We start from the raw sequence: 25145 nt of genomic DNA, 5'->3' as shown, positions 1-25145 counted from the left end.
GAGGGGCGCTACGCGCTGACCCAGCGTTGACGCGCCCAGCCGCTGAAGGCATCGACGCCCAGCACCAGGATCAGCATCGCCAGGATCACCGTTGCCGCCTGGGCCTCCTGGAACAGGCTGAGGCTGACGTAGAGCATCTGTCCCAGGCCGCCGGCGCCGACAAAGCCGAGCACGCTGGCCATGCGGATATTGTTTTCCCAGCGGTACAGTGAATAGGCGATCAGCTGCGGCCAGACGGTCGGCAGAGTGCCATAGCAGAAGGCCGTCACGTGTCCGCCACCGTTCAGGCGAATCGCCTCGGCCGGTTCGTTCGGGGTGTTCTCCAGGGCCTCGGCGAACAGGCGACCGAGCACCCCGGTGGTGTGCAGGGCCAGGGCCAGGGTGCCGGCATTCGGTCCGAGGCCGGCGGCCAGCACCACCAGGGCCGCCCACACCAGTTCCGGGATCGCGCGCAGGGCATTCAAGAGCAGCCGTGAGCCACTCAGGGCCAACCAGCCAAAACGCCCGGCCGCCGGCAAGGCCAGGAGTAGGCCGAGCAGGGCCGCCAGCAGGGTGCCGATGGCTGACATGGCCAGGGTTTCCAGCGCGCCCTGGCCGATGGCCCGCAAGTGGGGCGCCGAGAAATCCGGGCTGAAGAAGTTGCCGGCGTAACGACCCATCTGGCTCAGGCTGTCGCCACTGACCAGTGCACCAAGGTCGATATCCAGGAAACTGAAGGACCCAACCACAGTCGCCAGCAAGGCCAGCAGCAGGGCGTAGTTGCCCAGGCGCTTATGCGCAGAAGGCTTCATAACAACCTCGCGCGCAGCAGGCGGCTGAGTTGGTCGGCGAGCAACACCAGCAGCAGGAAGGTCAGCAGCATGCTGGCCACCTCACCGCCGGCGAACATGCGCAGCGACAGGTCGATCTGCTGGCCCAGGCCGCCGGCACCGACGAAGCCCATCACCACCGAGGCGCGGATGGCGCATTCCCAGCGGTACACCGTGTAGGAGAGCATTTCCGCAGCGGCATTGGGCAGTATCCCGTAGGCGAAGGCGGCCAGGCGCGGGCTGCCGGCGATCAGCAGGGCACGGCTCGGACGCGGGTCGACCGACTCGAAGATCTCCGCGTAGACCTTGCCGAGCATGCCGCTGTAGGTGATGGCGATGGCCAGCACCCCGGCAGTGGGGCCGAGGCCGACGGCGCGCACGAACAGCAGGGCCCAGACGATTTCCGGCACGCTGCGCAGGACGATCAGCAGGCCGCGCACCGGCCAGCGCAGCGCCTGCGCCCACCAGGCCGGGCGGCCGCCGCGATGCACGGCAGACAGCGACAGCGCGCGGCTGGCCAGCAGGGCGCCGGGAACGGCGATCAGCAGCGCCAGAGCCATGCCGGCGGTGGCGATGGCCAGGGTTTCCAGGGTGGCACGGCCGAGCAACTGGAGGAACTCGAGGTCACGCGCCAGCGGCCAGAAGTCGGCGAGAAAACGCCCCATATTGGCCGCGTTCTGTTCATCGAACAGCACCGCCAGGTTCAGCTCGCTGAGCGTCAGGCCCGGCCACAACAGCAGCACTGCCAGCAGGGTCAGGGCCAGACGCGGCAAGGCTGCCGGGTCACGCAGTACCGGGTTCAGCATCGCGGGATCTGCACGCTCACAGGTGCCGGCGCTGCCGAGGCGGGCACGGTTGGCAATTGTTCGTTGGCGTACAGCGCATCCAGTGCGTTGGCGCTGATTGCCTCGGGCGGCAGGTCGAAGACGATGCGGCCCTCGCGCACGCCGATGATTCGCGGGAAATGTGTCAGGGCCAGCTCAACTGCATGCAGGCTGGCCAGCAGGGTCATGCCACGCCGGCTGACTTCCTCATTGAGCACGCTGAGGGTATGACCGGCGAGCACCGGGTCCATGGCCGACACCGGTTCGTCGGCAAGGATCAGTTCCGGCGCCTGATACAGCACCCGGGCGATGCCGACCCGTTGCAACTGGCCACCGGAAAGCTGATCGCAGCGCTCGAACAACTTGTCCGCCAGGTCCAGGCGACCGAGGGCCGCCTGGGCGCCGGGCATATCCAGCGGGTGCAGCAGGTTGAGCAGGCTCTTGCCCAGCGACCATTGGCCGAGCTTGCCCGCCAGTACTGCGGTGACCACCCGCTGGCGCGGCGGCAGGGGCGGTGACTGATGAATCAGGCCGATACGCGCACGCAACTTCTGCCGCTGACCGGCAGCAAGCTGCCAAGGTTGCTGGCCAAACAGGTGGATCTGTCCCGTGCTGGGTTGCAGATTGCTGGCCAGCAGGCGCAGCAGGCTGGTTTTACCCGCGCCCGATGGGCCGATGATGGCCACCCGCTCGCCGATCTTTACCTGTAGATCGACCTCGCTGAGCGCAACCTGACCGTTGGCGTGGGTCAGGCCCACGCCGCTGAGACTGACACTCACTTCAACAGGCCGGCCGCCTGGGCTGCTTCCTCGATACCCTGGTAATTTTCAGCCTTGGTCGCGATAAAGCGGCTGGCGGCTTGCAGGTCGAGGATGGCCTTGTGTTCCGGGTTGGCTGGGTCGAGGGCGAGGAACGCCGCCTGGATCTTGTCGCGCACGACCGGGTCGAGGGTGCCGCGCACTGTCCAGTTGTAATCGAAGTAGGGCGGGGTGGTGGCGATTACCTTGACCTTGTCGGTATCGACCTTGCCAGCGGCGACCAGCTTGTCCCACACCGAGGCGTTGAGCACGCCGCCGTCGGCCTTGCCGGCCTGCACCCAGGCTGCGGTGGCGTCATGCGCACCGGAGTAGGCGATGCGGCTGAAGAACTCTTCTGGATTGATTCCGTCCTTCAGCATGAAATAGCGCGGCATCAGGCTGCCGGAGGTGGACGACACCGAGCCGAAGGCGAAGGTCTTGCCTTTCAGGTCCTGCAGCGAGTGCACGGCCGGGTCGGCGCTGATGATCTTGCTGGTGAACTTCTCATCTTCGGCGCGCTGCACCAGCGGGATCGCGGGATGCGCAGTGTTGGCGGTTTTCAGGCGCGCCTGGACGAAGGTGAAACCGCCCAGCCAGGCCATATCGATACGGTCGGCGGCGAGAGCCTCGACCACTGCGGCATAGTCGGATACCGGGACAAACTCGACTTTCATGTCCAGTTGCTGTTCGAGGTAGGCGCCAAGCGGCTCGAATTTGCGCAACAGTTCGGTGGGGGCTTCATCGGGGATGGCCGAGACGCGCAATACATCGGCGGCTTGGGCGAATACGGCGGAAAAAGACAAGACAAGGCCGGCGGCCAGCGCAAAAGGACGCTTCAACATGGGGGTTCTCCGGTTCAATAGCGGGGAAAGCCGGCGGAGTATAGAGGGATTCATGGGTTTGTGAAGGTTGGGCTTCGCTGGTGCAGCGCCAAGCTACGTTAAGATAATCGCGATTTTTAGAGGAGTCTGATCATGACTGCAGCACGTCCCGCCCTGGCTTTCGCCGGCATCGGCCTGATGGGCCTGCCCATGACCCGCCGCCTGCTGGCCGCCGGTTATCCCCTGAGCGTGTGGAACCGTTCGCCGGACAAGTGCCTGCCGTTGCTCGAGCTGGGGGCGCAGCGCGCGCAAACCCCGGCAGAGTTGTGCACCGATGCCGGTATCGTGATGCTCTGTCTGGCCAATACCGAGGTGGTGCGCGAGGTGGTGTTCGGCCCAGGCGGCATAGCCGAGGGCGCCCGATCCGGGCAACTGCTGGTGGATTTCTCCAGCCTGGAACCGGCGGCGACCCGCGCCATGGCCGCCGAACTGGAGCAGCGCTGCGGCATGCGCTGGGTCGATGCGCCGGTGTCTGGCGGCACACCCGGTGCCGAGGCCGGCAGCCTGACGATCATGGCCGGCGGGCGCGAGGAGGATATCGAACGGGCGCGGCCGATCCTCGCCCACCTGGGTCAGCGCCTGACGCGCATGGGCGAGGTCGGTGCCGGTCAGGTGACCAAGCTGTGCAATCAGATGATCGTCGCCTGCAACGCGCTGGTGATTGCCGAGGTGGTGGCACTGGCGGAGCGAGCCGGGGTCGATGCCGGTCTGCTCGCCCCGGCCTTGGCCGGTGGTTTTGCCGATTCCAGGCCGTTGCAGATCCTCGCCCCGCAAATGGCCAACAGCCAGTTCGAACCGATCAAGTGGCATGTGCGCACCCTGCTCAAGGATCTGGACAGCGCGGTCAAGCTGTCCCGCGAGCTGGGTTCGGCCACCCCGCTCAGCGGCCTGGCAGCGCAGCTGATGCGCCTGCATGGCAGCCAGGGCAATCTGCAGCGCGATCCCGCCACCCTGGTCGAGTTGTACCGGGAGGGAGAGGCATGAAAATCGCTGCCAACCTGTCCCTGCTGTTTACCGAACTGCCGTTGCGCGAGCGCGTGGTGGCGGCCGCCGCGGCGGGCTTCGATGGTGTGGAGATCCAGTTTCCCTACGAGCTGGCGGCGATTCGCCTGAAGGAGGCGCTGGAGGCCGCGGGCATGCCACTGGTGCTGATCAATCTGCCAGCTGGCGACTTGCTCAGCGGCGGTGCCGGTCTGGCAGCGGTGCCGACGCGCCAGGCCGAGTTCGATGCGGCGCTGCAGGAGGCGCTGACCTATGCGGCGATGGTGCGGCCTGCCTGCGTCAATGTGCTGCCCGGGTGCCTGGCCGAGGGTGTGAGCCGAGAACGGGCGTTGGCGACCCTGGCCGCCAATCTGCACAAGAGCGCCGAGGCTTTTCAGGTGCTGGGGATCCGCGTGCTGGTGGAGGCGATCAACCCGCTGGACATGCCGGGCTTTTTGCTCAACACCCCCGAGCAGCTCGATGAGTTGTTGCGCAGGGTCAGCCATCCCAATCTGGCGGCCCAGTACGACCTTTATCACATGGCGCGCCAAGGCGTGGATCTGCAGGCGGGCATCGCCTTGCTGGCCGGGCGCATCGGTCACGTGCAGTTCGCCGATTGCCCCGGGCGTGGGGCGCCGGGAACCGGTCAGCTGGAGTTTGCGCCAGCCCTGGCGGCGCTCGAACGCAGCGGCTATCGAGGCTGGCTGGGCGCCGAATACCTGCCGGGCGAGGCGGGGACGCAGGCGGAGCTGGGCTGGCTGGCCAGCTGGCGCAACGCCGGCTAGCCCGTTACACCAGGGGCAGGATGGCGCAGGGAGAAAAGCGCTCGACCCGGTTGCGCCCCAGCTTCTTGGCGCGATAGAGCATCAGGTCGGCGCAGTGCACCAGCTCGCCCAAGCCTTGTCCGGGCTGCCACTGCGCCACGCCAAAGCTGGCGGTAACGCCGATGGTGCCGGTCAACGGTTCGGCGGCGAGTAGGGCGCGGAGCTTTTCCGCAATCAGGCAGGCCTGATCGAGGTCGGTGTGCGGCATGAGGATGATGAACTCTTCGCCGCCCCAGCGGCACAGGCTGTCGGAGTCGCGCAGGTGGGCCTTGATCCGTTGCGCCACGCCAGTGAGGACGCAGTCGCCGACGTCGTGACCATAGAGATCGTTGACTGCTTTGAAGCGGTCGATATCGAGAAACACCAGGGCCAGGGGGAAGCCATAGCGCTCGGCCCGCTTGATTTCGTTGTGCGCCAGCGCCTCGATCTTCAGTCGCGACCATTGCCCGGTCAGGCGATCGGTATTGGCCAGGCGTTCCAGTTGCAGGTTGCTGTCGCGCAGTTCCTGCTCGGCCTGTTGCCGGCGTTTGACCTCCAGGCGCAGCTTCTGCGTCAGCCGGGCAAAGCGAAAGGCCACTGCGCCCAGCAACAGCAGGGCCAGCAAGGCCCCGCCAAGCACCTGGTAGAGCAGGCTGTGGTCGGTTGTAACCTTGCGCTTGTAGATGAAACCGTCCAGTTCGATCGGTCCCTCGGCCATATCCAGGTCCAGGTAACTTTGTGCAATGGCTTGCCAGCGCCCCGGGTTCATGTGCCCCAGTTGCACCAACTCCGGCATGATCAACTTCTTCAATTGCTCGGCTTCAAAACGCAGATGTTCCAGGCTCTTGTCGGGGGCGTAGCGCTGATGGATCAGCTGGACGCTTTCCTCGATGTGTTCCAGGGCGTATTGCCAGCCCTTGAGGCTGGCCTGGATAAAGGCCTCGACCTGTACGGGACGCCGCAGCAGCAGGGTTTCGTGAGTGGCCAGTATATCGTTGTAAAAATTGACCCCGTATTCGCGCGGGTTGATCAGCCGGTAGGGCTGATTCTGTTGCTGCAGCCAGAACGGCTCGTTGGAAATATAACCGTCGAACGCATCGGTGTTGCCGTCGATCAGATCCTGCGGGTTGAAACTGGTCCGCTGCAGCTCCAGGTGAGTCAGATCGATGCCTTCACGGGCCAGGGTGATGCGCAATTCGGCGCTTTCCGGTGCCGGCATCAGCATCACCCGCTTGCCGGCAAGATCCTGTGGCGTGTAGATGCCCGAGTCGGCGCGCACGATCCACACGATTGGCGAGCTCTGCATGATCGCCGCCAACGCCACCAGCGGTTGGCCTTGCATGCGCGCGATGACCAGGCCGCTGTTGGCGATGGCAAAGTCGGTATCCCCTGCGAGCAGGAGGTCTAGCGGATTTGCTGTGCCGGGCCCGCCCGGGTGGATTTCCACCTCCAGGCCGGCCTGCGCATAGAAGCCTTTTTCCAGGGCCATGTAGTAGCCGGCGAACTGGAACTGATGTAGCCAGCGCAGCTGCAGGCGCATTTTTTCCGCGGCCATGGCCTCGGCCAGGCACAGCCACTGCACCAGCAACAGCAACAGACCGAGACCTAGGCGTAGCGAAGTGTTGCCCCGCTTGCCGGGTGGTGTGTGAACGGGTAAGGGCATGGCGACCTGCCGCTGACTCAACGTTTAAGCTGCCTTGCAAAAAACCACCAACAGCGGATGCGGTAACGACAACGGCCCTGGCTGTCAGTCGTAGATCACGCTCGCGTCGATTGTCGTCGCCGATTATGGGTAAAGTTTATGGCGATCTGGCATCAGTATAGTGAGTCTGTGCATAAGGCAAGTTGACAGTGGCCGGCGTGCTCAGAGGCAGGTACTTGCTGACCTGCGGTTTTTCCGCGGCAGGGCATGGTTAAGTCCGCCAAGTGGCTTGACCGCAGAACCTTCGGATGCGTGAGCCAGGCATCGCACCCGAAGGGTTGTATTAACCGGCTACCGGGCGGGAGGTATGGGGCAGGGGAAGTCTTGTCTGTGTGACCGGCACGCGGGCTTGCTGTTCTACGGCCTGGCTAAAGGCGTGCTGCCATGAGGGATGCTGCTCGGCCTGTTCCCAGAGCAGTGCATGCAGACGGTTGAGCGCCACGGGGTCGCTCAACAAGGCCAGCTTGCTGGGGCCGTCGAGCTTTTTCGGGCCGTTTTTCAGCGCAAGTTGCAGCAAGCGCTGACGGGCCGTTTCGAGGCGTGACGAGTCGCCATGGCGGGCGGTTGCCATGGCGCACGCCAGGGCGTTGGGGAACGGCCGCAACACTGCGGCGATAAACCCCTGGTGCAGGGCATGCTCGCGGTTGTGCCTGGCGTAGGCATAGGTGGACACCAGTTCCTGGGGCGGATTCGACTCTTCGGGGATCAGGAACAACTGGTTGCGCCGGGCACTCAGGCCCAGGCTCAGGCGGCTGGAAATCACCGAAACCGGGATCGACACCATCAGGGACACGACTATCGGCGCCAGCCACCAGAGAAACACCGGGTCGAGCCAGGCGACTCCGGCAGCCCAGAGGACACCCAGCAAGGCTTGCCAGCCGTGTCGGCGTACGCCGTCGCCCCAGGTGGTTATGCCATCGTCACGTTGGGGTGAGTTCCACTGCACCGACCAGCCGAGAAAGGCAGCGGTGACGAAGCGGGTGTGGAACAACATCCTGACCGGTGCCAACAGTACCGAGAAGAGCATTTCCAGGAGCATGCTGAGGCTGACCTTGAACGCGCCGCCGTAGGCGTGAGCACCCTTGATCCAGATCAGCAGGACGCTGAGCAGCTTGGGCAGGAACAGCAAGGTCAGGGTCGTGGAGAACAGGGCAATGGCTTGCTCCGGATTCCAGTGCGGCCAGACCGGGAACAACTGTCCTGGCACCAGAAAGTACTGGGGCTCCAGCAGGGTATGAGTCGCCAGCAACGCGGTGGAGAGCAGCAGGAAGAGGAACCACAGCGGTGCCGACAGGTAGGACATCACCCCGGTGAGGAACACCGCACGGTGTACCGGATGCATGCCCTTGACCAGGAACAGACGGAAATTCATCAGGTTGCCATGGCACCAGCGGCGATCGCGTTCCAGCTCGTCGATCAGGTTGGGCGGCAGTTCTTCATAGCTGCCGGGTACGTCGTAGGCGATCCACACGCCCCAGCCGGCGCGCCGCATCAGTGACGCTTCGACGAAGTCATGGGACATGATCGCGCCCGCGAATGCGCCCTTGCCCGGCAGCGGCGCCAGGGCACAGTGGTCGATGAAAGGCTGTACGCGGATGATCGCGTTGTGCCCCCAATAGTGCGATTCGCCGAGTTGCCAGAAGTGCAGGCCGGCGGTGAACAGCGGTCCGTAGGCGCGGGTGGCGAATTGTTGCAGGCGTGCATACAGAGTATTCATGCCGGCGGACTTCGGCGCGGTCTGGATAATCCCGGCCTGGGGATCGTTTTCCATCAGGCGTACCAGGCAGGTCAGGCTTTCGCCGCTCATGACGCTGTCGGCATCGAGCACCACCATGTAGCGGTAGTTGCTGCCCCAGCGCCGGCAAAAATCGTCGATATTGCCGCTTTTGCGTTTGACCCGGCGGCGCCGGCGCCGGTAGAAGATCCGTCCGAAGCCTTTGCAGGCCTGGCACAGCTCCAGCCAGGCGCTCTGCTCAGCGACGGCGATGTCGGCATCGCCGGTATCGCTGAGCACGAAGAAATCGAAGCGATCGAGATCGCCGGTGGCGGCCACCGACTCGTAGGTTGCGCGCAACCCGGCGAACACCCGCGGCACATCCTCGTTGCAGATAGGCATGATGATTGCGGTCCGCGCGTCGGCGGGAATCGGCTGATTACCCGCATGAGCGCCGGAAATTCCGTACCGGTCATAGCCGCGCAACAGCTCCCAGAAGCCCATCAAGGCTGTCCAGAATCCGGCGGAAACCCAGCAGAACAGGATGGAGAACAGCACTAGGATGCTGAACTGCACCACGTAAGGCAGAACCTGGATGAAACTTTGCTGCAGGCTCTGTTGCATGATTTCCTGCAGGTCGATCAGGGCCCAGCCCTGGTACGGCAGGATGCTGTTCATGTACCAGGTCGCCACTGCGGTTTGTCCGAGCATCAACAGCAGCAGGACGAGCCGACGGCGCGAGCCAGCCTGGCGCCAGGGAGCGGGTTCCAGCTGCTGCCGCGGCGGCGGCGGAGGGCTTTTCCGGCCGAGCAGTTTGCGCCAGGCACGTACCAGGATATTGGTGCGCCAGGGCTCGGGTGTCACATGGCTGCGGTGCAGGGGCGGAGTGGCCTCGATGCGCGGCCGGCCTGCGGCATCTTCACCGAGGATGCCAATGTCCGCCAGGTCGGTGCCGGCGCCCAGTTGCAGGCGGCGTGTCGCGGACTGGCAGGCGGCTTCGGCCGTGCTCTGCGCCGGCTGGCCGGACAGGCGCCGGTGCAGGTCGGCGAAGTCCTCGGCCTGGGCCAGCACCTCGCGCTCTGCGTCAGGCAGTGACAGTTCTGCCAGGTAGGCGTCCAGGCCCGGCTGGCGCGCGGGGGAGGTGTTCTGCGCGGTCATCGACTGATAGCCGTGTGGGCGGGTAATTGATAACTCCAGGTTTCACTCAGCGTCTGGTCGCCGTCAACCAGCGCCGCGCGCATTTCCACCGGCTGCTCGGGGTCTTTGACCTTGATCCGCAAGGTCAGGCGCCAGCCACGGGTGGTGGGGTTATAGCGCAGGCTGTTCTCCATCAGCTTGGCGTTGTCGCCGACGCTGACTTGCGAACTCGGTGCGGCATCTTTCGCCCGCTTGGCCAGTGCGGGGCCTTCGAAGTCGACCAGCAGGGCGATGCTGTCGTCCAGTTCGCGGATCAGGTTGGCCTGCTTGTCTTCACCCGGTGCGCGCAGGGTCTGGGCGACCCAGGCGTTGTCCGGCTGGTGCAGCGCCGGCTCGTCGCGGGTCCAGTGCATGCGGTAGGCAAATTCCAGGGGCTGGCCTTTTTCGGGCAATTTATCCGGAGCCCAGAATGCCACTATGTTGTCGTTGGTCTCGTCCTGGGTGGGGATTTCCACCAGCTTGATCCGGCCTTTGCCCCAGTCACCCTTGGGTTCGATCCAGGCGCTAGGGCGCAGGTCGTAACGGTCGTCGAGGTCTTCGTAGCGGGAGAATTCACGGCCGCGTTGCAGCAAGCCGAAGCCTCTCGGGTTATCCACCTGCCAGGTGCTGACGGCCAGGTGTTTCGGGTTGTTCAGCGGCCGCCAGAGCCACTCGCCATTGCCGGCATGGATCGCCAGGCCGTTGGAGTCATGCAGGGCAGGCCGGAAGCTGTGCTGCCTGGGTGGCTGTTTCGGGTCGAACAGGAACATGCTGGTCAGCGATGCCAGACCAAGTTCGTCGACTGCGTCGCGCAGGTACACGCGCGCTTGCACATCCACCACTGCATCCTTGCCCGGCCGCAGGATGAAGCGGTAGGCACCGGTCGCGCGCGCTGAGTCGAGCAGGGCGAAAATCACCAGGTGCTTGTCTTGCGGCTTCGGTCGTTCGATCCAGAACTCGCGGAAATAGGGAAACTCCTCGCCACTGGGCAGTGCGGTGTCGATGTTCAGGCCGCGCGCCGACAAACCGTACACCTGCCCTTTGCCGATCACCCGGAAGTAGCTGGCACCGAGCATGCTCATGATCTCGTCTTGCTTGCCCTTCTGGTTGATCGGGTACATCACCCGAAAACCGGCATAGCCGAGATTCTTGGTGGCTTGCTGGTCGAACTTCAGGTCGGCGAAATCAAAGCGATCAGGGTCGTACTTGATTTCCCTGACCGTGGTGCTGGTGATCTCGTTGATTTTCACCGGCGTATTGAAGTGCATGCCTTGGTGATAAAAGCTCAGTTTGAATGGCGTATCGCGCTCGCTCCACTCGAACTCTTCAGGGTGCGGTTGGATTTTTTGATAATCGGCGAAGGCCATCTCGCGGAATTCGGCGGGCAGATTGCTGGCCGGTGCGCTGTAGCCTTTTTCGCCGAGAGCCTTGGCCTTGGCGGCCACATCATCCAGCGAGAACGCCTGTACTTGAGCGGTGCAAAGCAACAAGGCGATAGAGGCCAGATGGAGTAGGGAGGGGAGGATGCCGTGGTGGGAAGAAAGTTTGACGATTTTCAATGACACGGGTTCACCAGACGAAGCAAGAAAAGTAGAGCGGCCCAGTTGAACCGGGTACTGAATTTCCGACCATGTTATCTATAAATGATTCCTCTTTGCTGGGGATCTTTACTGGACAGATACCGGCAGGCGCCTGAGCAACCATTTGCGTGCCGGGACTACTGCTTTTTCTTGCGCCCAGACGCACAAAGTAATCGTCAACAGCAGAAACAGCGGGTAGAACCACAGAGACAGCGGCTGCTCACCGGCTTGCCGGGCACAGCTGGTCCAGCGCTCGAAACACCCTGGTGAGGCAACGCCGAGGAGTTTTTCCGAGCGGGAAAATATAATGAAAGCCGGCACGTGCAGGACAAATAGCGGCAGCGATGCAGTCCCCAGGCGCTGTGACCAGTGGATCAGGCGCTCGTTGTCTGGCGTGGAGATCAGGGCGCACAGGTAGACCAGAGCCAGTTGCGCGGGCAACAGCAAGCCGTTGTGCAGCAGAAAGTACCAGAACCGTTCGCCCTTGAGCAGCCAGATCGCGACGCCGAAGCACAGCAGGCACAAGCCACCGAGTAGAACCTTGGTGCCCAGTTGTGGTGCGTATCCGCTGTCGCGCAACTGGCGGAACAACCCGTACAACAGAATGCCAGCGAGAAACTCCGGCAGGCGCAGCAGGGGCATGCGGTGCAGCATGCCGGTGTAGGGCATGCCGTATTCCTGGCTCTGGATCACCCAGAGCGGTGGCAGCAGGTAGATCAGGGTTATTGCTATCAGCCACCAGCCCTTGTGGCGTGCGCGCATCAGCCGCGGTGCCAGCAGGGGAAAGGTCAGGTAGAAGAAAAACAGCGTGGAAATCGACCACAGTGGCGCATTGAAGGTCAGGTAGTAGGGATTCCAGGCTTGCAGCATGAGCAACTGCAGGCCGGAGTTGAGCAGCAGTTCGCCGTTGCTCATGAAGTGTTCGAGGGTTTCCCGTGATGCGCCAGCCAGGTCTGCGTTGGTGTCATAAATCACGAAGCGCATGCTCGCCTTGCTGTCATCGGGCGGGATACCGAGGTTGCCGATGATCAACAGCACGCCGATCGTCAGCAGCAGAGAAAACAGGTGCAGCGGATAGAGGTTGGCGAAACGCCTGCTCCAGAAGCTGCGGGCTGGTTCGCGTAATTGCCCCTGTCGGCAGTACACATGGGCCAGGAGAAAGCCGGACAGCACGAAGAAGCTGCTGGTGGCAAAGAATCCGACCCCGGTCAGATCCGTCAGCCAGGACGGTTTCTGTTCATTCGGATAGCTATGCAGGGTATGGAATACCACCACATAGACGCCGAGCAGAAAGCGTAACCACTCCAGACCGATGAAATGTTCCTTGCCGATGCGCGCCACTCTGTACTCCTGTGATTGAACTGTCCCTATCCCCCGAGGAGGGAAAGGCATGGGTGGCCTGGAAGGCGCCGGCAACTCCCCTGGATGGAGTGCAAGAGGAGGGGGCGCACAGGCGTGCGAGGCCAAACCTGAAAACGTTCGACAGGTTTGATCGGCATTTGATCGGTGCGTCGCTTGTGCCGGAGGGCTTCGTACTGTGCGATTCACTGACATCAACACAACAAATAGTCACAGACAGCACAGACTGGAGGCTCTAGATTCCTTCATGCATGGGCGTGGCAGGAGCTGTTATGTACGCTTGGGCAGTCGCCGCCTCGTGCTTTGATAACTACAAGAGAGAAGCAACTCATGCCGCAAGATCACCAAAGGGCGAATGCCTGGCGCATTCTGTTCCTGCTATTTCTCGCCAACCTGTTCAACTTCTTCGACCGCACCATCCCGGCCATCATCATCGAGCCGATTCGCCTGGAGTGGGGCCTCAGCGACTTTCAGCTGGGCCTGATCGGTACCGCCTTCACCATCGTCTATGCCATCGCCGGCGTGCCGCTGGGGCGCATGTCCGACACCGGCGCGCGGCGCAAGATCATGGGCTGGGGGTTGGTGGTGTGGAGCGGGTTGACCGCGGTCAACGGCATGGCCTGGAACTTCTGGAGCTTCCTGCTGATACGCATGGGCGTCGGCATCGGCGAAGCCAGCTATGCACCGGCGGCCAACTCGCTGATCGGCGACCTGTTTCCGCCGCACAAGCGCGCCCGCGCCATGGGCATCTTCATGCTCGGCCTGCCACTGGGCCTGTTGCTGGCGTTCTTCACCATCGGCGCCATGGTCGAGGCCTTCGACAGCTGGCGCGCGCCGTTCTTCATCGCTGCCGTGCCGGGGATGATCCTCGCGCTGTTCATGTTCTTCATCAAGGAGCCCAAGCGCGGCGCGTCGGAAGCCGTGCAGGTGGCGACCACCGCGGTGGACAAGCCGCTGCGCAAGGTGCTGGCGATCCGCACCTTCTGGTGGCTGGTGCTCGCCGGCCTGACCTTCAATTTCGCCACCTACGCCTGCAACTCCTTCATGGTGCCGATGCTGCAGCGCTATTTCCTCCTGCCGCTGGAGCAGGCGGCGGTGGCCACCGGGGTAATCGTCGGCCTGACCGGCCTGCTCGGCTTGACCGCCGGCGGCTGGCTGGCCGATCGCATCCACCAGCGTTCGGCCACCGGCCGCCTGCTGTTCGCCGCCGCGAGCATGCTGATTGCCGCCGCTGCCACCGCCTATGCCTTGCTCGCCGGGCGTGTCGAGGTCGGCGTGTTCGTTGCGGTCTTCAGCCTCGGCTGGCTGCTCGCCTACAATTTCTACCCCTGCGTGTATACGGCCATTCAGGACGTGGTCGAACCGCGTCTGCGCGCTACGGCCATGGCGCTGTTTTTCGCCGGTCTGTACCTGCTTGGCGGCGGCTTCGGCCCCATCGCGGTGGGCCTGCTGTCCGATCATTTCTCCCAGGCAGCGATGCTCGCCGCCGGTGCCAGCGAGATGAGCGAAGACTTCAAGGCGGTGGGGCTGCACGATGCGATGCTGCTGATCCCGGTGGCGCTGTTTCTCACCATGCTGGCGCTGCTACAGGCCTCGCGCTGCTTTGTCGCCGACTCCGCGCGGATGCGCGCCGGCATGGCCGAGCCGCTGCCGGCGTGATGTGGGAGGGGCCGGGCGGCGCTCCGCTTTAGTCGCGACAAGCCAGGGGCGCGTCGAATCGCGGCTGAAAGCCCTCCCACAGCCCGTTACCCTGAAACGACAAGGCCCGCGATTGCGGGCCTTGTCGTTCAGCGGCTGACTCAGCCGGCCACCAGTACCCGGATCGCCTCCAGGCGCAGGGCCGCCTTGTCGAGCAGGGCCAGGCCCTGCTCGCGTTGCTGGCGCAGGGCGCTGAGTTCGCTGTCGCGCACGCTCGGGTTGACCGCTTGCAGGGCGGTCAGGCGCGCCAGCTCCTCTTCGGTATCGGCGGCCAGACGACGTTTGGCCTGCGCTACCCGTTCCAGGTGGCGCGTCGCGACCTTGTCTTCGCCGGCATTGATCAGCGGGTTGAGGCTGTCGCGCTGGGCCTGGACGAACTTGTTGGCGCTGGCGCGCGGCACGCTTTCCAACTGGTCGTTGAGGGTCTCGAAGGCCACCTTATGGGCCAGGTCGTTGCCGTTGCCGTCGAGCAGGCAGCGCAGCGCCGCCGGCGGCAGGTAGCGCCCCAGTTGCAGGGTGCGCGGGGCCACCACTTCGCTGACGTAGAGCAGTTCGAGCAGCACGGTGCCGGGTTTCAGCGCCTTGTTCTTGATCAGCGCCACGCCGGTGTTGCCCATCGAGCCGGAGCGCACCAGGTCCATGCCGCCTTGCACCATCGGGTGCTCCCAGGTGAGAAACTGCATGTCCTCGCGGGCCAGGGCCAGGTCGCGGTCGTAGGTGATGGTCACGCCTTCGTCGTCGCCGAGGGGGAAGCTGGCATCCAGCATCTTCTCGCTGGGGCGCAGGATCAGGGCGTTGTCGGAGTGGTCCTCGCTGTCGATGCCGAAGGCGTCGAACAGCTGCTCCATGTAGATCGGCAGGGCGAACTGGTCGTCCTGTTCGAGAATGGCTTCTACCAGGGCTTCGCCTTCGCCGGCACCGCCGGAGTTGAGTTCCAGCAGGCGGTCGCGGCCGGCGTGCAGCTCGCCTTCCAGGCGTTCGCGTTCGCCGCGGGCTTCGTCCACCAGGCTCTGCCATTCGCCGTCGTCGCCGCTTTCCAGCAGCGGCAACAGGCGGCTGCCGAACTGGTGTTGCAGGGCGTTGCCGGTCGGGCAGGTGGCCAGGAAGGCATTCAGCGCCTGGTGATACCACTGGAACAGGCGTTCCTGCGGGCTGTTCTCCAGGTAAGGCACGTGCACCTGGATGCGGTGCTTCTGGCCGATGCGGTCGAGACGGCCGATGCGCTGCTCGAGCAGGTCCGGGTGGGCCGGCAGGTCGAACAGCACCAGGTGATGGGCGAACTGGAAGTTGCGACCCTCGCTGCCGATTTCCGAGCAGATCAGCACCTGGGCGCCGAATTCCTCGTCGGCGAAGTAGGCGGCGGCGCGGTCGCGCTCGAGAATGTTCATGCCCTCGTGGAATACGGTGGCGGCGATGCCCTTGCGTACGCGCAGGGCGTCTTCCAGGTCCATGGCGGTTTCGGCGTGGGCGCAGATCACCAGCACCTTGACCCGCTTGAGCATCTTCAGGGTGTCGATCAGCCATTCGACGCGCGGATCGAAACGCCACCAGCGCTGGTCTTCGTCGAGGTCGGCCTGGGCCTGATAACTGACTTCCGGGTACAGGTCCGGGTGCTCGCCGATCGGCAGCTCCATGTACAGGTCCGGGCTCGGCAGCGGGTAGGCGTGCAGTTCGCGCTCGGGGAAACCCTGCACCGCGGCGCGGGTGTTGCGGAACAGCAGGCGGCCGGTGCCGTGGCGGTCGAGCAGCTCGCGCACCAGGCGCGCCGCGGCTTCGCTGTCGCCGTCGCTGACGGCACCGAGCAGGGCCTCGCCTTCGGCGCCGAGGAAATCATGGATGGTCTGGTGCGCGGCGGGCGACAGGCGGCCCTGATCGAGCAGCTCCTGCACCGCTTCGGCAACCGGCTTGTAGTTGGCGCTTTCGGCGCGAAAGGCGGCGAGATCATGGAAACGGTGCGGGTCGAGCAGGCGCAGGCGGGCGAAGTGGCTGTCCTGGCCGAGCTGTTCCGGGGTGGCGGTGAGCAGCAGCACGCCGGGAATCACCTCGGCAAGCTGTTCGACCAGGCTGTATTGCTCGCTGGCATGCTCCGGGTGCCAGACCAGGTGATGGGCCTCGTCGACCACCAGCAGATCCCAGCCGGCGGCGAACAGCGCATCCTGGGCGCGCTCGTCTTCGCACAGCCACTCCAGGGCGACCAGCGCCAACTGGCAGTCCTCGAAGGGATTGCTGGCGTCGCTCTCGATAAAGCGTTCGGCGTCGAACAGCGCCACATCCAGGTTGAAGCGCCGGCGCATTTCCACCAGCCACTGGTGCTGGAGGTTTTCCGGCACCAGGATCAAAATCCGTGAGGCGCGGCCGCAGAGTAGCTGGCGATGGATCACCAGGCCGGCTTCGATGGTCTTGCCCAGGCCCACTTCGTCGGCCAGCAATACTCGCGGGGCGATGCGGTCGGCGACTTCACGGGCGATGTGCAGCTGGTGCGCGATCGGTTGCGCGCGCACGCCGCCCAGGCCCCACAGCGAGGACTGCAACTGCTTGCTGGTGAATTCCAGGGTGCGGTAGCGCAGGGCGAACCAGGGCAGCGGGTCGATCTGGCCGGCGAACAGGCGGTCGCTGGCCAGACGGAACTGAATGAAGTTGGACAGCTGGGTTTCCGGCAGGGTGACGCTCTGGCTCTGCCCGTCGAGACCGTGGTAAACCAGCAGGCCATCGACGTCGTCGACTTCCTGGACGGTCAGCTTCCAGCCTTCGAAGTGGGTGATTTCGTCGCCCGGGGAGAAACGCACGCGGGTCAGCGGCGCGTTGTTCGCAGCATACTGGCGGGTTTCGCCAGTGGCCGGGTAGAGCACGGTGAGCATCCGGCCGTCCTGCATGAGGACGGTACCCAAGCCCAACTCCGCTTCGCTGTCACTGATCCAGCGTTGCCCCGGTTCATACTGCGCCATGCCCGTCTCCTGCGTGAAAAAGCCGACTATGGTAACGGAACGCCAAGCCAAGGCCAAAGGCGCAATGCTGCTTAACTGGCACTTATTAGACGTTACTCGAGTCGAAAGTGTAGCGAGGCCGTGCTCAAGTCGGCGTCCGGGTGGCCGACAGCCTGACCAAAGGAGGACTGAATAAAGTGCTACCGCCAATTCCGCACGGCATGGCGCCGGTCACCGTCCAGCAGGATGTGATCAAGCCCAGGCCCGATATTCCACCAGTTTCGCCGGCCGCGGCCAGCGCCAAGGAAAGTGGTGTGAGTCTGGATAAGCGCCATCCCCAGGAGGCTGCCGAGTTGTTGCGCGAGGAGCAGCGCCGGCGCCAGCGGCGTGGCTACAGCGCCGAGGAACTGGCCGAAGGCGAAGTGGCCGAGGCCGACGAGGCGGTAATCGACGAACTTCCCCGGCAGGGTTTGTGGGTGGATGTGGAAGTTTGAGCGGCGCACACTATGTGCTGGATAACCAAGCCCGATTGCCCGTGAGCCTATTCCCCGCTACCGATGTGCAGCTGCCCGACGCCACGCTGGATTTTCAGCCGCATTGGCTGGAGCAGGCGACGGCGGATCGCTGGCTCGCGCTGCTGCTCGAGCAGACGCCCTGGCAGCAGCCACAGGTGCGGCTTTATGGTCGCCAGCACCCGGTGCCGCGGCTGGTCGCCTGGTATGGCGATGCCGGGGCCAGCTACCGCTATTCCGGCCTGACCCATCAACCGCTGCCCTGGACGCCCCTGCTCGCAGAGATTCGCGCCCGACTGGTGGCAGCGGTCGGGCAGCCGCTCAACGGCGTATTGCTCAACTATTACCGCGACGGCCAGGACTCCATGGGCTGGCACAGCGACGACGAGGCCGAACTGGGTACCAATCCGCTGATCGCCTCGCTCAACCTGGGTGCGACCCGGCGTTTCGATCTGCGGCGCAAGGGGCAGAGCCGCATCGAGCACTCCCTGGCGCTCAATCACGGTTCGCTGCTGGTCATGGACGGGCCAACCCAGCATTATTGGCAGCACCAAGTGGCGAAGACGCGCAGTCCGTGCGCGCCACGCCTGAATCTGACGTTTCGTTTAATCCGGTCGCCATCATGAGCAACGACAACAAGCTGATCGACTTCAGCGCCGAGCGCGGCAAGCGCATCCACGACCTGCATGACAAGAAGCTTGACGAGATGCGTCAGGCATTCGAGCAGGCGCTGCCCCTGCCCAAGGGCAAGAAGAGCGGCAAGGGCAAGTCGAAAAAGCGCTAGCCAGGCCTGGTGTCGAGCGCCGTCGCCAGGGCGCAGCGACAGCCAGCCCGCTGTTGTGCCGCGCCGATCAACCCGGGTGCACTGCCGGCCGCAGGCGAGCGTCGTTTCACAAGCGCTGCGCGCCATCCATAAAGGCGATATCGCCTTGTGCAGTGCCTGTTCATCCGCCCCGTTCGGGGCCGATTCGTTGATCTGGATCAGTATCCGCTGCCATGCGCAGCCGGTCTCTGTGCACCCTTGACCTGGATCAATGAACCGCCCCGCAGCCCTGATAACTTGCAGCCATCCCCAACAGCCCAAGAGGGCTACCGCAGGAGGCAATCATGTTTATCGATGTCGTTGTTCTCGCCGGAATCGGCACCGTCGGTTTGATGGTCGCTTTCTTCGCAGGCGTTGGTTATTTCATCTGGAAAGACTCACACAAGCGCAAGGCGCCCTGAGCCATTCCGGAACTACGGGCACGCAAGGCAATTTGGGCGACTTCGGTTGCCCTTTTTTTTTGCGCGCGATTTGTTCCCAGGGCGATCCGGGGGGCAAGCAGCGTCGTTGCTCAATCCAGGTGTTTGCTCACCCGGGCTACCGCCAGGCTCAGCATCAGTACGGTGAATACCAGCAGTGCCAGTATCTCCGGCCAGAGCTCTATCAGCCCGGCGCTGCGCAGCATGATTCCGCGCGCCAGGCGCAGGAAGTGGGTTAGCGGCAGCAGTTCGGCGAACCACTGGGCGGCCTTGGGCATGCCGGCGAAGGGAAACATGAAGCCGGACAGCAGAATCTGCGGCAGGAAGGTGAAGAAGGCAACCTGCATGGCCTGGAACTGGGTCTGCGCCAGAGTCGAGATAAACACCCCTAGGGCCAGGCTGGCGGCGATGAATAGCAAGGAGGCGCCATAGAGTTCCAGTAACGAACCGCGGATCGGTACCTCGAACAGCAGGCGGCCGGTGAGCAGGATCACCGTCACCTGGATCAAACCGATGCCGACGAAGGGGAGAACCTTGCCGAGGGTCAGTTCCCAGGGTGACAGTGGCGTGGTGATCAGCATTTCCATATTGCCGCGTTCGCGTTCACGAACCAGGGCGATGGCGGTGAACATCACCATGGTCATGGTCAGGATCACCCCAATCAGCCCCGGCACCGTGTTTAGCGCCGCCAGACGCTCGGGGTTGTAGAAGTTGACCAGTTCGACCCCCTGGCGACTTTCCCAGCCCGGCAGCGGATAGTTCGCCAGCTGGCGCGCCGAGGCCTGCACGCTCTGATCCGAGCCATCCACTATCAGCTGTAGCGGCAGGCGGCCCTGCGACAGGCGATCCTGCGGCAGGCTTCTCTGGCTTTCCAGGCGCGCCTCGAAATCCTTCGGGATGACCAGGGCGGCGCTGATCTTGCCCTGGCGCAGCAGGCTATCGATCTGCTGGGGGTTGCTCAGCTGGTAGCGCAGATTGAGGATCTGGCTGGAGCCGATTTCCGCCACCACCTCGCGCGAGCGCTCAGTATTGGCCTGATCGAGCACGGCGGCGTCGATGCCGCGCACGTCCATGTTGATCGCATAGCCGAACAGCACCAGTTGCAGCAGGGGAATGCCGACGATCATGGCGAAGGTCAGACGGTCGCGGCGCAACTGCCGCAGCTCTTTGACGATGACCGCCGTCAGGCGCCGCAGGCTCATCGCTGGGCCTGCACGGGTTGGCGGGTGACGCTGACGAATACGTCCTCCAGGTTGGCTTCCGTGCTTCTTATCTGGGCATCGATGTGGGCGTCGCGCAGGCGCTGCTCGATAGGTCCGCGTGCGTCTTCGCTGGCGACCAAGACCCGCAGTGCGAGGCCAATCTGCGCCATTGCCAGCACGCCGGCGCAGTCGTGCAGGGCCTGTTTGGCCTGGCGCGGCTGCGCGCACTCGATCAGCAATGGCTGCCCGGGCAGGGCGTCGAGCAGCGCGCGCGGACTACCGTCGGCGACCAGGCGGCCGTCATCGAGGATGCCCAGGCGGGTGCAGCGTTCGGCTTCATCCATGTAGTGGGTGGAGACCAGCAGGGTGGTGCCGGCGTCGGCCAGCTCGAACAGCGATTCCCAGAACTCCCGGCGCGATTGCGGATCGACCGCGCTGGTGGGTTCGTCGAGCAGCAACAGGTCGGGTTTGTGCAGGACCGCGCCGGCCAGCGCCAGGCGCTGCCGCTGTCCCCCGCTGAGGGTGCCTGCCAGCTGCTGGCGCTGGTCGCCCAACCAGTAGCGCTCAAGCAGCTCGGCGATACGCTGACGCGCTGAAGCCTTGTCCAGCCCCTGCACGGTGGCGAGGAAGCTCAGGTTCTCGAGCACGCTGAGGTCCTCGTAGAGGGAGAATTTCTGGGTCATATAGCCGATGCGCCGCTTGAGGGCCTCGGCATCCCGGGGGATCTGGTAGCCGAATACCTCGATCTCCCCCGCGCTGGGCAGCAGCAGGCCGCAGAGCATGCGGATGGTGGTCGACTTGCCGGAGCCGTTGGGGCCGAGGAAGCCGAACACCTCGGCGCGACGCACACTCAGGTTCAGGTTGTCGACCGCGGTGAGCTGGCCGAAACGCTTGGTCAGGCCGCTGGCCTGAATCACCACGTCAGTGCCGGGCATTGGCGTCGCGCTCGGCGCTTAGCGGGAGCCCGGCCGGCAGCCGGCGTGCACCTTCGCCTTGCAGACGCAGTTCGGCGCGGAACATCAGGCGGCTGGCATCGTCGCCGCTGAGGGCGAAATAGGGGGTGAAGCTGGCTTCGCTGCGGATGCTGCTGAGGGTCGCGGTGAAGGGCTGCGCGACGCCCTGGACAGTCACGCGCAGGGTGTCGCCCAGCGCGAAGCGGGTGCGCTGGCTGGCTGGGATGTAGACCCGTGCGTAAGGCGCGTCGCCGACCAGCAGGCTGACCAACTCGGCGCCGAGCGGCGGTTGGTCGCCGGGCTTGAAGGGCAGGGCATCGACCCGTCCAGCCCGCGGTGCCCGTACGCTCAGGTGCTCGCGGTCGATCTGCAGGCGGGCCAGGTTGGCGCGCACAGCCTCCAGGCTGGCGGCGGCTTGTTGCAGTTGTTCCGGGCGGGTGCCGTGGGTCAGTTCGCGCAGTTGGGCGTCGGCAGTGCGGGTGGCGGCCATGGCCTGGTCGCGCCTGGCGCGGGCGCGATCGAGTTCGGCAATGGCCACCTGGCGATGCTGGTAGAGGGTGGCGAAGCGCTGGAAATTGCGCTCGGCCTCGGTCTGCTCGGCGTGGTTGCGGGCCAGGACGGCCTGGGCTGCCTCGATGGTTTCGATGCGCGCGCCGTTGCTCAGCTCGCTCAGGCGCGCTTCGGCCTGCGCCACCTCGCTCCGGGCCTGGGCGATACGGACGTCCTGGCGACGCGGATCGAGCTCCAGCAGCAGTTGCCCGGCCTCGACCCGGTCACCCTCGGCGACCTGCCAGCTGAGGATGGTTTCCGAGGCTTCGGCGGGTACGCCGATGCGATCCCACGCCAGGGTGCCGAGCAGGGCTTCGTCGCCTGCGGGTTCGCAGCCGCCGAGCAATGCGAGCAGGACCAGGCTTGGCAGCAGGTGTTTGCTCACGTCAGGTCTCCATTCCACGTTCGAGCAGGGCGAGGGTGTGGCGGGCGAGCGCCGCATCGTCCAGCTCGGGGTCCGTAAACAAGCCGCGCCAGATTGGCGCGGCGGCATAAGGGAACAGGGTCAGACCGATCAGCGAGACCACCAGCAGGCGCGGGTCGAGGTCGGGGTTCAGCGCGCCGCGTCGTTGCGCGCTGGCGAAGCGCTCGGCCAGCATGTGCGCCACTACCGGGCCCGCACGGCCCATCAGCAGTTCGCGCAAGCCGCCGCCTTCGCACAGCACTTCGCGCACCCATAGCGGCGGCAGCCAGGGGTGCGCCTGCACGGTTCGGCGCATGCCCTGAATGAAACCACTGACCAGCGCGATGGGCTCATCGCCGAGCTGGCGCAGTTCTTGGCCGAGTCCCATCAGCAGGGGGAGCACGCGTTCTTCGGCGACCGTTGCGAGCAGTTTGGATTTGTTGCCGAAATAATAATTGACCAGTGCGGGTGTGACCCCGGCCTGCTGGGCGATGCTGCGCAGGCTGGAGGCCTTGATGCCGTCATGGGCGAAGGCTTGCACGGCGACGTCGAGCAAGCGTTCGCGCTGGGCGGGCGAATCACCGGTCGGTCGGCCGGGGGCGCGGGAGGCGGTTGCGGTACTGGGTGTTTTCATGAATTAAAATTAAATATAAATATAAATAAACGCAACCAATAATTCTGCACCAAGGGAGCGCGCAAGGCGGCGACCGGCAAAGCCGGACGCCGCCGGGTGGTGCTTAGCGGGTGCCGAGGAAGTCGCGCTTGCCGATCGCCACACCGTTGTGGCGCAGGATGGCGTAGGCGGTGGTGACGTGGAAATAGAAGTTCGGCAGCACGTGATCGAGCAGGAAGGCCTGGCCCTGGAAGTGGGTGTCCTTGCCGCGGCGCGAGAGGGTCACGGTGCGTTCCTCACTGCCGTCGAGCTGCGCCGCGCTGATGCCTTGCAGGAAGGCCTGGACCTGGGCGATGCGCGCCTGTAGTTCGGTGAAGCTGGTTTCGTCATCGGCGAAGCTGGGGGCATCGACACCGGCCAGTAATGCAGTGCCGGCCGAGGCACCGTCGCAGGCGATCTGTACCTGGCGGCTCAGCGGGAACATGTCGGGGGCCAGGCGGGCATTGAGCAATACGCTGGGGTCGATCTTGCGGGTCTCGGCGTCGCTGGCGGCAAGGCCGAGGATGGTCGAGAGGTTGCCGAGCTGGCGGATAAACACCGGCACGGAGGCCTGGTACATGGACAGGGACATGGAGTTCTCCAGTGAAACAGTGGGGGCGGCTCGAAAGGGGTGTTATTGCAAGCAGCCAGGGCAGAGAGGGGAGGGCGAAGAGTGGGTCGGGCGGTGATCCGCTGCAGCCCACCCCATCATCGCGCCCGGCATCTGCGGAGACGGATATCGCCTCCGCACAAACCCTCAACCTATGTTGATTGGCGGCAGTTCGGTCAGTTCCACGGTCTGTTGTTTACGCGGGGCGAGGATTTCCGCCTCACCGTCGACTACCAGTTCGTCGTTCTGGTTGAACACCCGGGTGGCGATGCGCACACGGAATTTCGGCAGTTTCTCGAGGATCTCCAGACGCACGGTGAGGGTGTCGCCGAGTTTCACCGGCGCAGTGAAGCGCATCTGCTGGCCCAGGTAGATGGTGCCAGGGCCGGGTAGCTCGCAGGCCACTGCTGCGCTGATCAGGGCGCCACTGAACATGCCGTGGGCGATGCGCTGCTTGAACATGGTGGTGGCGGCGTATTCGGCATCCAGGTGCACCGGGTTGCGGTCGCCGGACACTGCGGCGAACAGCTGGATGTCGCGCTCTTCGACGGTCTTGCTGTAGCTGGCGGTCTGGCCTACTTCTAGAGCGTCGTAAGGCGTGTTGCTGCTTTGACTCATGGGTGTTTCTCCTGGGGCTGTGGGTGAAACTGGCGGGGATGGCTCAGGGCCTGCTCCAGCCAGTCGAGCAAGTCGGTGGTGACCTCGTCGCGGTTGCTCTCGTTGAGCAACTCGTGGCGGGCATCCGGATATATCTTCAATTGCACCTGGGTATGGCCGGCCGCGCGCAGGGCATTGGCCAGGTCGGCCAGACGTTTGCCGTTGCTGACCGGGTCGCGGGCACCGCCGATCACCAGCAGCGGCAGTTTGCAGTCGATCTGCGCCAGGTTGCGCGGCGGGGTGATCTGCAGCAGGCCGCCGAGCAGGTCGAGCCATAGCTGGTTGCTGCAGCGGAAGCCGCAGAGTGGGTCGTTGACGTAGGCATCCACCTCGGCAGGGTCGCGGCTCAGCCAGTCGAAGCGGGTGCGGTTGGGCCTGAAGGCTTTGTTGAACGAGCCGAAGGAAATCAGCTCGACCAGGGCGCTTTGCCCGGTCGGCCCCTGACGCCAGCGCTCGAAGCGGGCAATCAGCCTGGCCACGTGGTACAGCGCCAGCGGCTGGTAGTTGGAGCCGGACAGAATGGCCCCCTGCAGGCTGCAGCTGTGCTGCATCAGGTAGGCCTGGCCGATGTAGCTGCCCATGCTGTGACCCAGCAGGAAGATCGGCGCCTGCGGGTGCTGCTGGCGAATATGGTGATTGAGGCGGGCCAGATCGCCGACCACCAGGTCCCAGCCGTTGGCGTCGGCATAGTGGCCGAGGCGGCCGTGCTCGGCCGTCCTGCCGTGGCCGCGCTGGTCGTGGGCATAGAGTTCGAAGCCCGCCGCGACCAGCGCCGCACCCAGGCGGGCATAGCGTCCACTGTGTTCGGCCATGCCATGGGCCACCATCACCACCGCGTTCGGCGGCTGTTCGGCGAACCAGCGGTTCACATAGAGCGGTACGGCATCGCTGCTATTGAGCCAGAAAGCATTGTGCTGCATGGCGAATCCTTCGGCCTGCGAGAGTGCGGCATTGTAGAGCTTGCACGCAGGCTTTTCCCAGCCGAATGGGTGATCGAAGATTCACGCTGTCAATGACGCCCCGCAAGTATTTGCGCTACGGGCCGGAGCTGCTAACGTCCGCTCACCCCCTGCCGGCCACTGTAGCGCCTTATGCCACGGTGAGTTCCGCGGGGCAG

23 protein-coding genes are annotated in these 25145 nt (G+C 64.5%); 7 read left to right on the top strand and 16 right to left on the bottom strand.

Going from position 1 to position 25145, the window contains the following annotated elements; translation table 11 throughout:
- Window positions 1–8: 8 nt before the first annotated feature.
- The 4 genes from phnE to R3355_RS00955 are packed head-to-tail and all read right to left on the bottom strand — an operon-like array spanning window position 9 to window position 3272.
- A complete protein-coding gene (gene phnE, locus R3355_RS00970) occupies window positions 9–791 on the bottom strand; it encodes a phosphonate ABC transporter, permease protein PhnE (protein WP_318959680.1) in 783 nt (260 codons plus the stop codon).
- Entirely contained in the window at window positions 788–1615 is an 828-nt protein-coding gene (locus R3355_RS00965; protein WP_318959679.1) for an ABC transporter permease, read from the bottom strand. The genes phnE and R3355_RS00965 overlap by 4 nt, the downstream gene beginning before the upstream one ends.
- Window positions 1609–2412 carry a phosphonate ABC transporter ATP-binding protein gene (locus R3355_RS00960; RefSeq protein WP_318959678.1) on the bottom strand — a complete coding sequence of 268 codons (804 nt, stop codon included), beginning with the start codon at window positions 2410–2412 and terminating at the stop codon, window positions 1609–1611. Before R3355_RS00960 ends, R3355_RS00965 begins: the two co-directional genes overlap by 7 nt.
- Window positions 2409–3272, bottom strand: a complete 864-nt coding sequence (locus tag R3355_RS00955; protein ID WP_318959677.1) for a putative selenate ABC transporter substrate-binding protein — start codon at window positions 3270–3272, stop codon at window positions 2409–2411. Before R3355_RS00955 ends, R3355_RS00960 begins: the two co-directional genes overlap by 4 nt.
- 132 nt (window positions 3273–3404) lie before the next feature.
- On the opposite strand from R3355_RS00955, the gene R3355_RS00950 reads away from it, so the two are divergent.
- Window positions 3405–4295: an NAD(P)-dependent oxidoreductase gene (locus tag R3355_RS00950; protein ID WP_318959676.1), complete on the top strand. Its 891-nt coding sequence runs from the start codon at window positions 3405–3407 to the stop codon at window positions 4293–4295.
- Entirely contained in the window at window positions 4292–5077 is a 786-nt protein-coding gene (locus R3355_RS00945) for a hydroxypyruvate isomerase family protein (protein WP_318959675.1), read from the top strand. The genes R3355_RS00950 and R3355_RS00945 overlap by 4 nt, the downstream gene beginning before the upstream one ends.
- 4 nt (window positions 5078–5081) lie before the next feature.
- On the opposite strand, the gene R3355_RS00940 is transcribed toward R3355_RS00945, so the two are convergent.
- From R3355_RS00940 to R3355_RS00925, 4 genes are all read right to left on the bottom strand, one after another.
- Window positions 5082–6758, bottom strand: coding sequence for an ABC transporter substrate-binding protein (locus R3355_RS00940; protein ID WP_318959674.1), 1677 nt, complete (start codon window positions 6756–6758; stop codon window positions 5082–5084).
- Between the two features lie 322 nt (window positions 6759–7080).
- The gene (gene mdoH / locus R3355_RS00935; RefSeq protein WP_318959673.1) at window positions 7081–9669 is read right to left on the bottom strand and encodes a glucans biosynthesis glucosyltransferase MdoH; all 2589 of its coding nucleotides are present in this window, start codon (window positions 9667–9669) and stop codon (window positions 7081–7083) included.
- Window positions 9666–11192 carry a glucan biosynthesis protein G gene (locus R3355_RS00930; RefSeq protein WP_318959926.1) on the bottom strand — a complete coding sequence of 509 codons (1527 nt, stop codon included), beginning with the start codon at window positions 11190–11192 and terminating at the stop codon, window positions 9666–9668. Before R3355_RS00930 ends, mdoH begins: the two co-directional genes overlap by 4 nt.
- 162 nt (window positions 11193–11354) lie before the next feature.
- A complete protein-coding gene (locus R3355_RS00925; protein WP_318959672.1) occupies window positions 11355–12608 on the bottom strand; it encodes an acyltransferase in 1254 nt (417 codons plus the stop codon).
- Between the two features lie 348 nt (window positions 12609–12956).
- On the opposite strand from R3355_RS00925, the gene R3355_RS00920 reads away from it, so the two are divergent.
- Entirely contained in the window at window positions 12957–14285 is a 1329-nt protein-coding gene (locus R3355_RS00920; RefSeq protein ID WP_318950173.1) for an MFS transporter, read from the top strand.
- A 140-nt stretch (window positions 14286–14425) separates the two neighbouring features.
- Here the strand turns inward: R3355_RS00920 and rapA are convergent, their stop codons facing one another.
- Window positions 14426–17269, bottom strand: coding sequence for an RNA polymerase-associated protein RapA (rapA, locus tag R3355_RS00915; protein ID WP_318959671.1), 2844 nt, complete (start codon window positions 17267–17269; stop codon window positions 14426–14428).
- 176 nt (window positions 17270–17445) lie between these two features.
- Between rapA and R3355_RS00910 the strand changes: the two genes are divergently transcribed.
- The 4 genes from R3355_RS00910 to ccoM all read left to right on the top strand — a co-directional run bounded on the left by R3355_RS00910 (window position 17446) and on the right by ccoM (window position 18984).
- Entirely contained in the window at window positions 17446–17742 is a 297-nt protein-coding gene (locus R3355_RS00910; protein ID WP_318959670.1) for an aspartate-semialdehyde dehydrogenase, read from the top strand.
- 41 nt (window positions 17743–17783) lie between these two features.
- Window positions 17784–18386: an alpha-ketoglutarate-dependent dioxygenase AlkB gene (locus R3355_RS00905; RefSeq protein WP_318959669.1), complete on the top strand. Its 603-nt coding sequence runs from the start codon at window positions 17784–17786 to the stop codon at window positions 18384–18386.
- On the top strand, window positions 18383–18544 hold the full coding sequence (locus tag R3355_RS00900; RefSeq protein WP_318950450.1) for a hypothetical protein: 162 nt from the start codon (window positions 18383–18385) through the stop codon (window positions 18542–18544). The genes R3355_RS00905 and R3355_RS00900 overlap by 4 nt, the downstream gene beginning before the upstream one ends.
- A 323-nt stretch (window positions 18545–18867) precedes the next feature.
- Complete coding sequence (ccoM, locus tag R3355_RS00895) at window positions 18868–18984, top strand: cytochrome c oxidase subunit CcoM (RefSeq protein WP_289637062.1); 117 nt, start codon at window positions 18868–18870, stop codon at window positions 18982–18984.
- 110 nt (window positions 18985–19094) lie between these two features.
- Here ccoM and R3355_RS00890 read toward each other — a convergent pair whose 3' ends face one another.
- The 7 genes from R3355_RS00890 to R3355_RS00860 all read right to left on the bottom strand — a co-directional run bounded on the left by R3355_RS00890 (window position 19095) and on the right by R3355_RS00860 (window position 24948).
- Window positions 19095–20204: an ABC transporter permease gene (locus tag R3355_RS00890; protein WP_318959668.1), complete on the bottom strand. Its 1110-nt coding sequence runs from the start codon at window positions 20202–20204 to the stop codon at window positions 19095–19097.
- On the bottom strand, window positions 20201–21139 hold the full coding sequence (locus R3355_RS00885; protein ID WP_318959667.1) for an ABC transporter ATP-binding protein: 939 nt from the start codon (window positions 21137–21139) through the stop codon (window positions 20201–20203). Before R3355_RS00885 ends, R3355_RS00890 begins: the two co-directional genes overlap by 4 nt.
- A complete protein-coding gene (locus R3355_RS00880) occupies window positions 21126–22091 on the bottom strand; it encodes an HlyD family secretion protein (RefSeq protein WP_318959666.1) in 966 nt (321 codons plus the stop codon). Before R3355_RS00880 ends, R3355_RS00885 begins: the two co-directional genes overlap by 14 nt.
- Before the next feature lies 1 nt (window position 22092).
- Window positions 22093–22743, bottom strand: a complete 651-nt coding sequence (locus R3355_RS00875) for a TetR/AcrR family transcriptional regulator (protein WP_318959665.1) — start codon at window positions 22741–22743, stop codon at window positions 22093–22095.
- Between the two features lie 103 nt (window positions 22744–22846).
- Entirely contained in the window at window positions 22847–23353 is a 507-nt protein-coding gene (locus tag R3355_RS00870; RefSeq protein ID WP_318950463.1) for a DUF1993 domain-containing protein, read from the bottom strand.
- Between the two features lie 165 nt (window positions 23354–23518).
- Complete coding sequence (locus tag R3355_RS00865) at window positions 23519–23989, bottom strand: MaoC family dehydratase (RefSeq protein ID WP_318950464.1); 471 nt, start codon at window positions 23987–23989, stop codon at window positions 23519–23521.
- Window positions 23986–24948 carry an alpha/beta hydrolase gene (locus tag R3355_RS00860; protein WP_318959664.1) on the bottom strand — a complete coding sequence of 321 codons (963 nt, stop codon included), beginning with the start codon at window positions 24946–24948 and terminating at the stop codon, window positions 23986–23988. Before R3355_RS00860 ends, R3355_RS00865 begins: the two co-directional genes overlap by 4 nt.
- Between the last annotated feature and the right edge of the window lie 197 nt (window positions 24949–25145).

This window comes from Pseudomonas sp. (genome assembly GCF_033723075.1).
Lineage (GTDB): Bacteria > Pseudomonadota > Gammaproteobacteria > Pseudomonadales > Pseudomonadaceae > Aquipseudomonas.
Note: the sequence above shows the minus strand (reverse complement) of the source record. Positions and strands in the feature narration are given on the sequence as shown.

Excerpts from the sequence above, each read along its gene's own strand:
- R3355_RS00920 (WP_318950173.1), top strand. The coding sequence starts at position 12,957 with ATGCCGCAAGATCACCAAAGGGCGAATGCCTGGCGCATTCTGTTCCTG.
- rapA (WP_318959671.1), bottom strand. The coding sequence starts at position 17,269 with ATGGCGCAGTATGAACCGGGGCAACGCTGGATCAGTGACAGCGAAGCG.
- R3355_RS00865 (WP_318950464.1), bottom strand. The coding sequence starts at position 23,989 with ATGAGTCAAAGCAGCAACACGCCTTACGACGCTCTAGAAGTAGGCCAG.
- ccoM (WP_289637062.1), top strand. The coding sequence starts at position 18,868 with ATGTTTATCGATGTCGTTGTTCTCGCCGGAATCGGCACCGTCGGTTTG.
- mdoH (WP_318959673.1), bottom strand. The coding sequence starts at position 9,669 with ATGACCGCGCAGAACACCTCCCCCGCGCGCCAGCCGGGCCTGGACGCC.
- R3355_RS00900 (WP_318950450.1), top strand. The coding sequence starts at position 18,383 with ATGAGCAACGACAACAAGCTGATCGACTTCAGCGCCGAGCGCGGCAAG.
- phnE (WP_318959680.1), bottom strand. The coding sequence starts at position 791 with ATGAAGCCTTCTGCGCATAAGCGCCTGGGCAACTACGCCCTGCTGCTG.
- R3355_RS00860 (WP_318959664.1), bottom strand. The coding sequence starts at position 24,948 with ATGCAGCACAATGCTTTCTGGCTCAATAGCAGCGATGCCGTACCGCTC.
- R3355_RS00950 (WP_318959676.1), top strand. The coding sequence starts at position 3,405 with ATGACTGCAGCACGTCCCGCCCTGGCTTTCGCCGGCATCGGCCTGATG.
- R3355_RS00965 (WP_318959679.1), bottom strand. The coding sequence starts at position 1,615 with ATGCTGAACCCGGTACTGCGTGACCCGGCAGCCTTGCCGCGTCTGGCC.
- R3355_RS00890 (WP_318959668.1), bottom strand. The coding sequence starts at position 20,204 with ATGAGCCTGCGGCGCCTGACGGCGGTCATCGTCAAAGAGCTGCGGCAG.
- R3355_RS00875 (WP_318959665.1), bottom strand. The coding sequence starts at position 22,743 with ATGAAAACACCCAGTACCGCAACCGCCTCCCGCGCCCCCGGCCGACCG.
- R3355_RS00885 (WP_318959667.1), bottom strand. The coding sequence starts at position 21,139 with ATGCCCGGCACTGACGTGGTGATTCAGGCCAGCGGCCTGACCAAGCGT.
- R3355_RS00945 (WP_318959675.1), top strand. The coding sequence starts at position 4,292 with ATGAAAATCGCTGCCAACCTGTCCCTGCTGTTTACCGAACTGCCGTTG.
- R3355_RS00870 (WP_318950463.1), bottom strand. The coding sequence starts at position 23,353 with ATGTCCCTGTCCATGTACCAGGCCTCCGTGCCGGTGTTTATCCGCCAG.
- R3355_RS00955 (WP_318959677.1), bottom strand. The coding sequence starts at position 3,272 with ATGTTGAAGCGTCCTTTTGCGCTGGCCGCCGGCCTTGTCTTGTCTTTT.
- R3355_RS00940 (WP_318959674.1), bottom strand. The coding sequence starts at position 6,758 with ATGCCCTTACCCGTTCACACACCACCCGGCAAGCGGGGCAACACTTCG.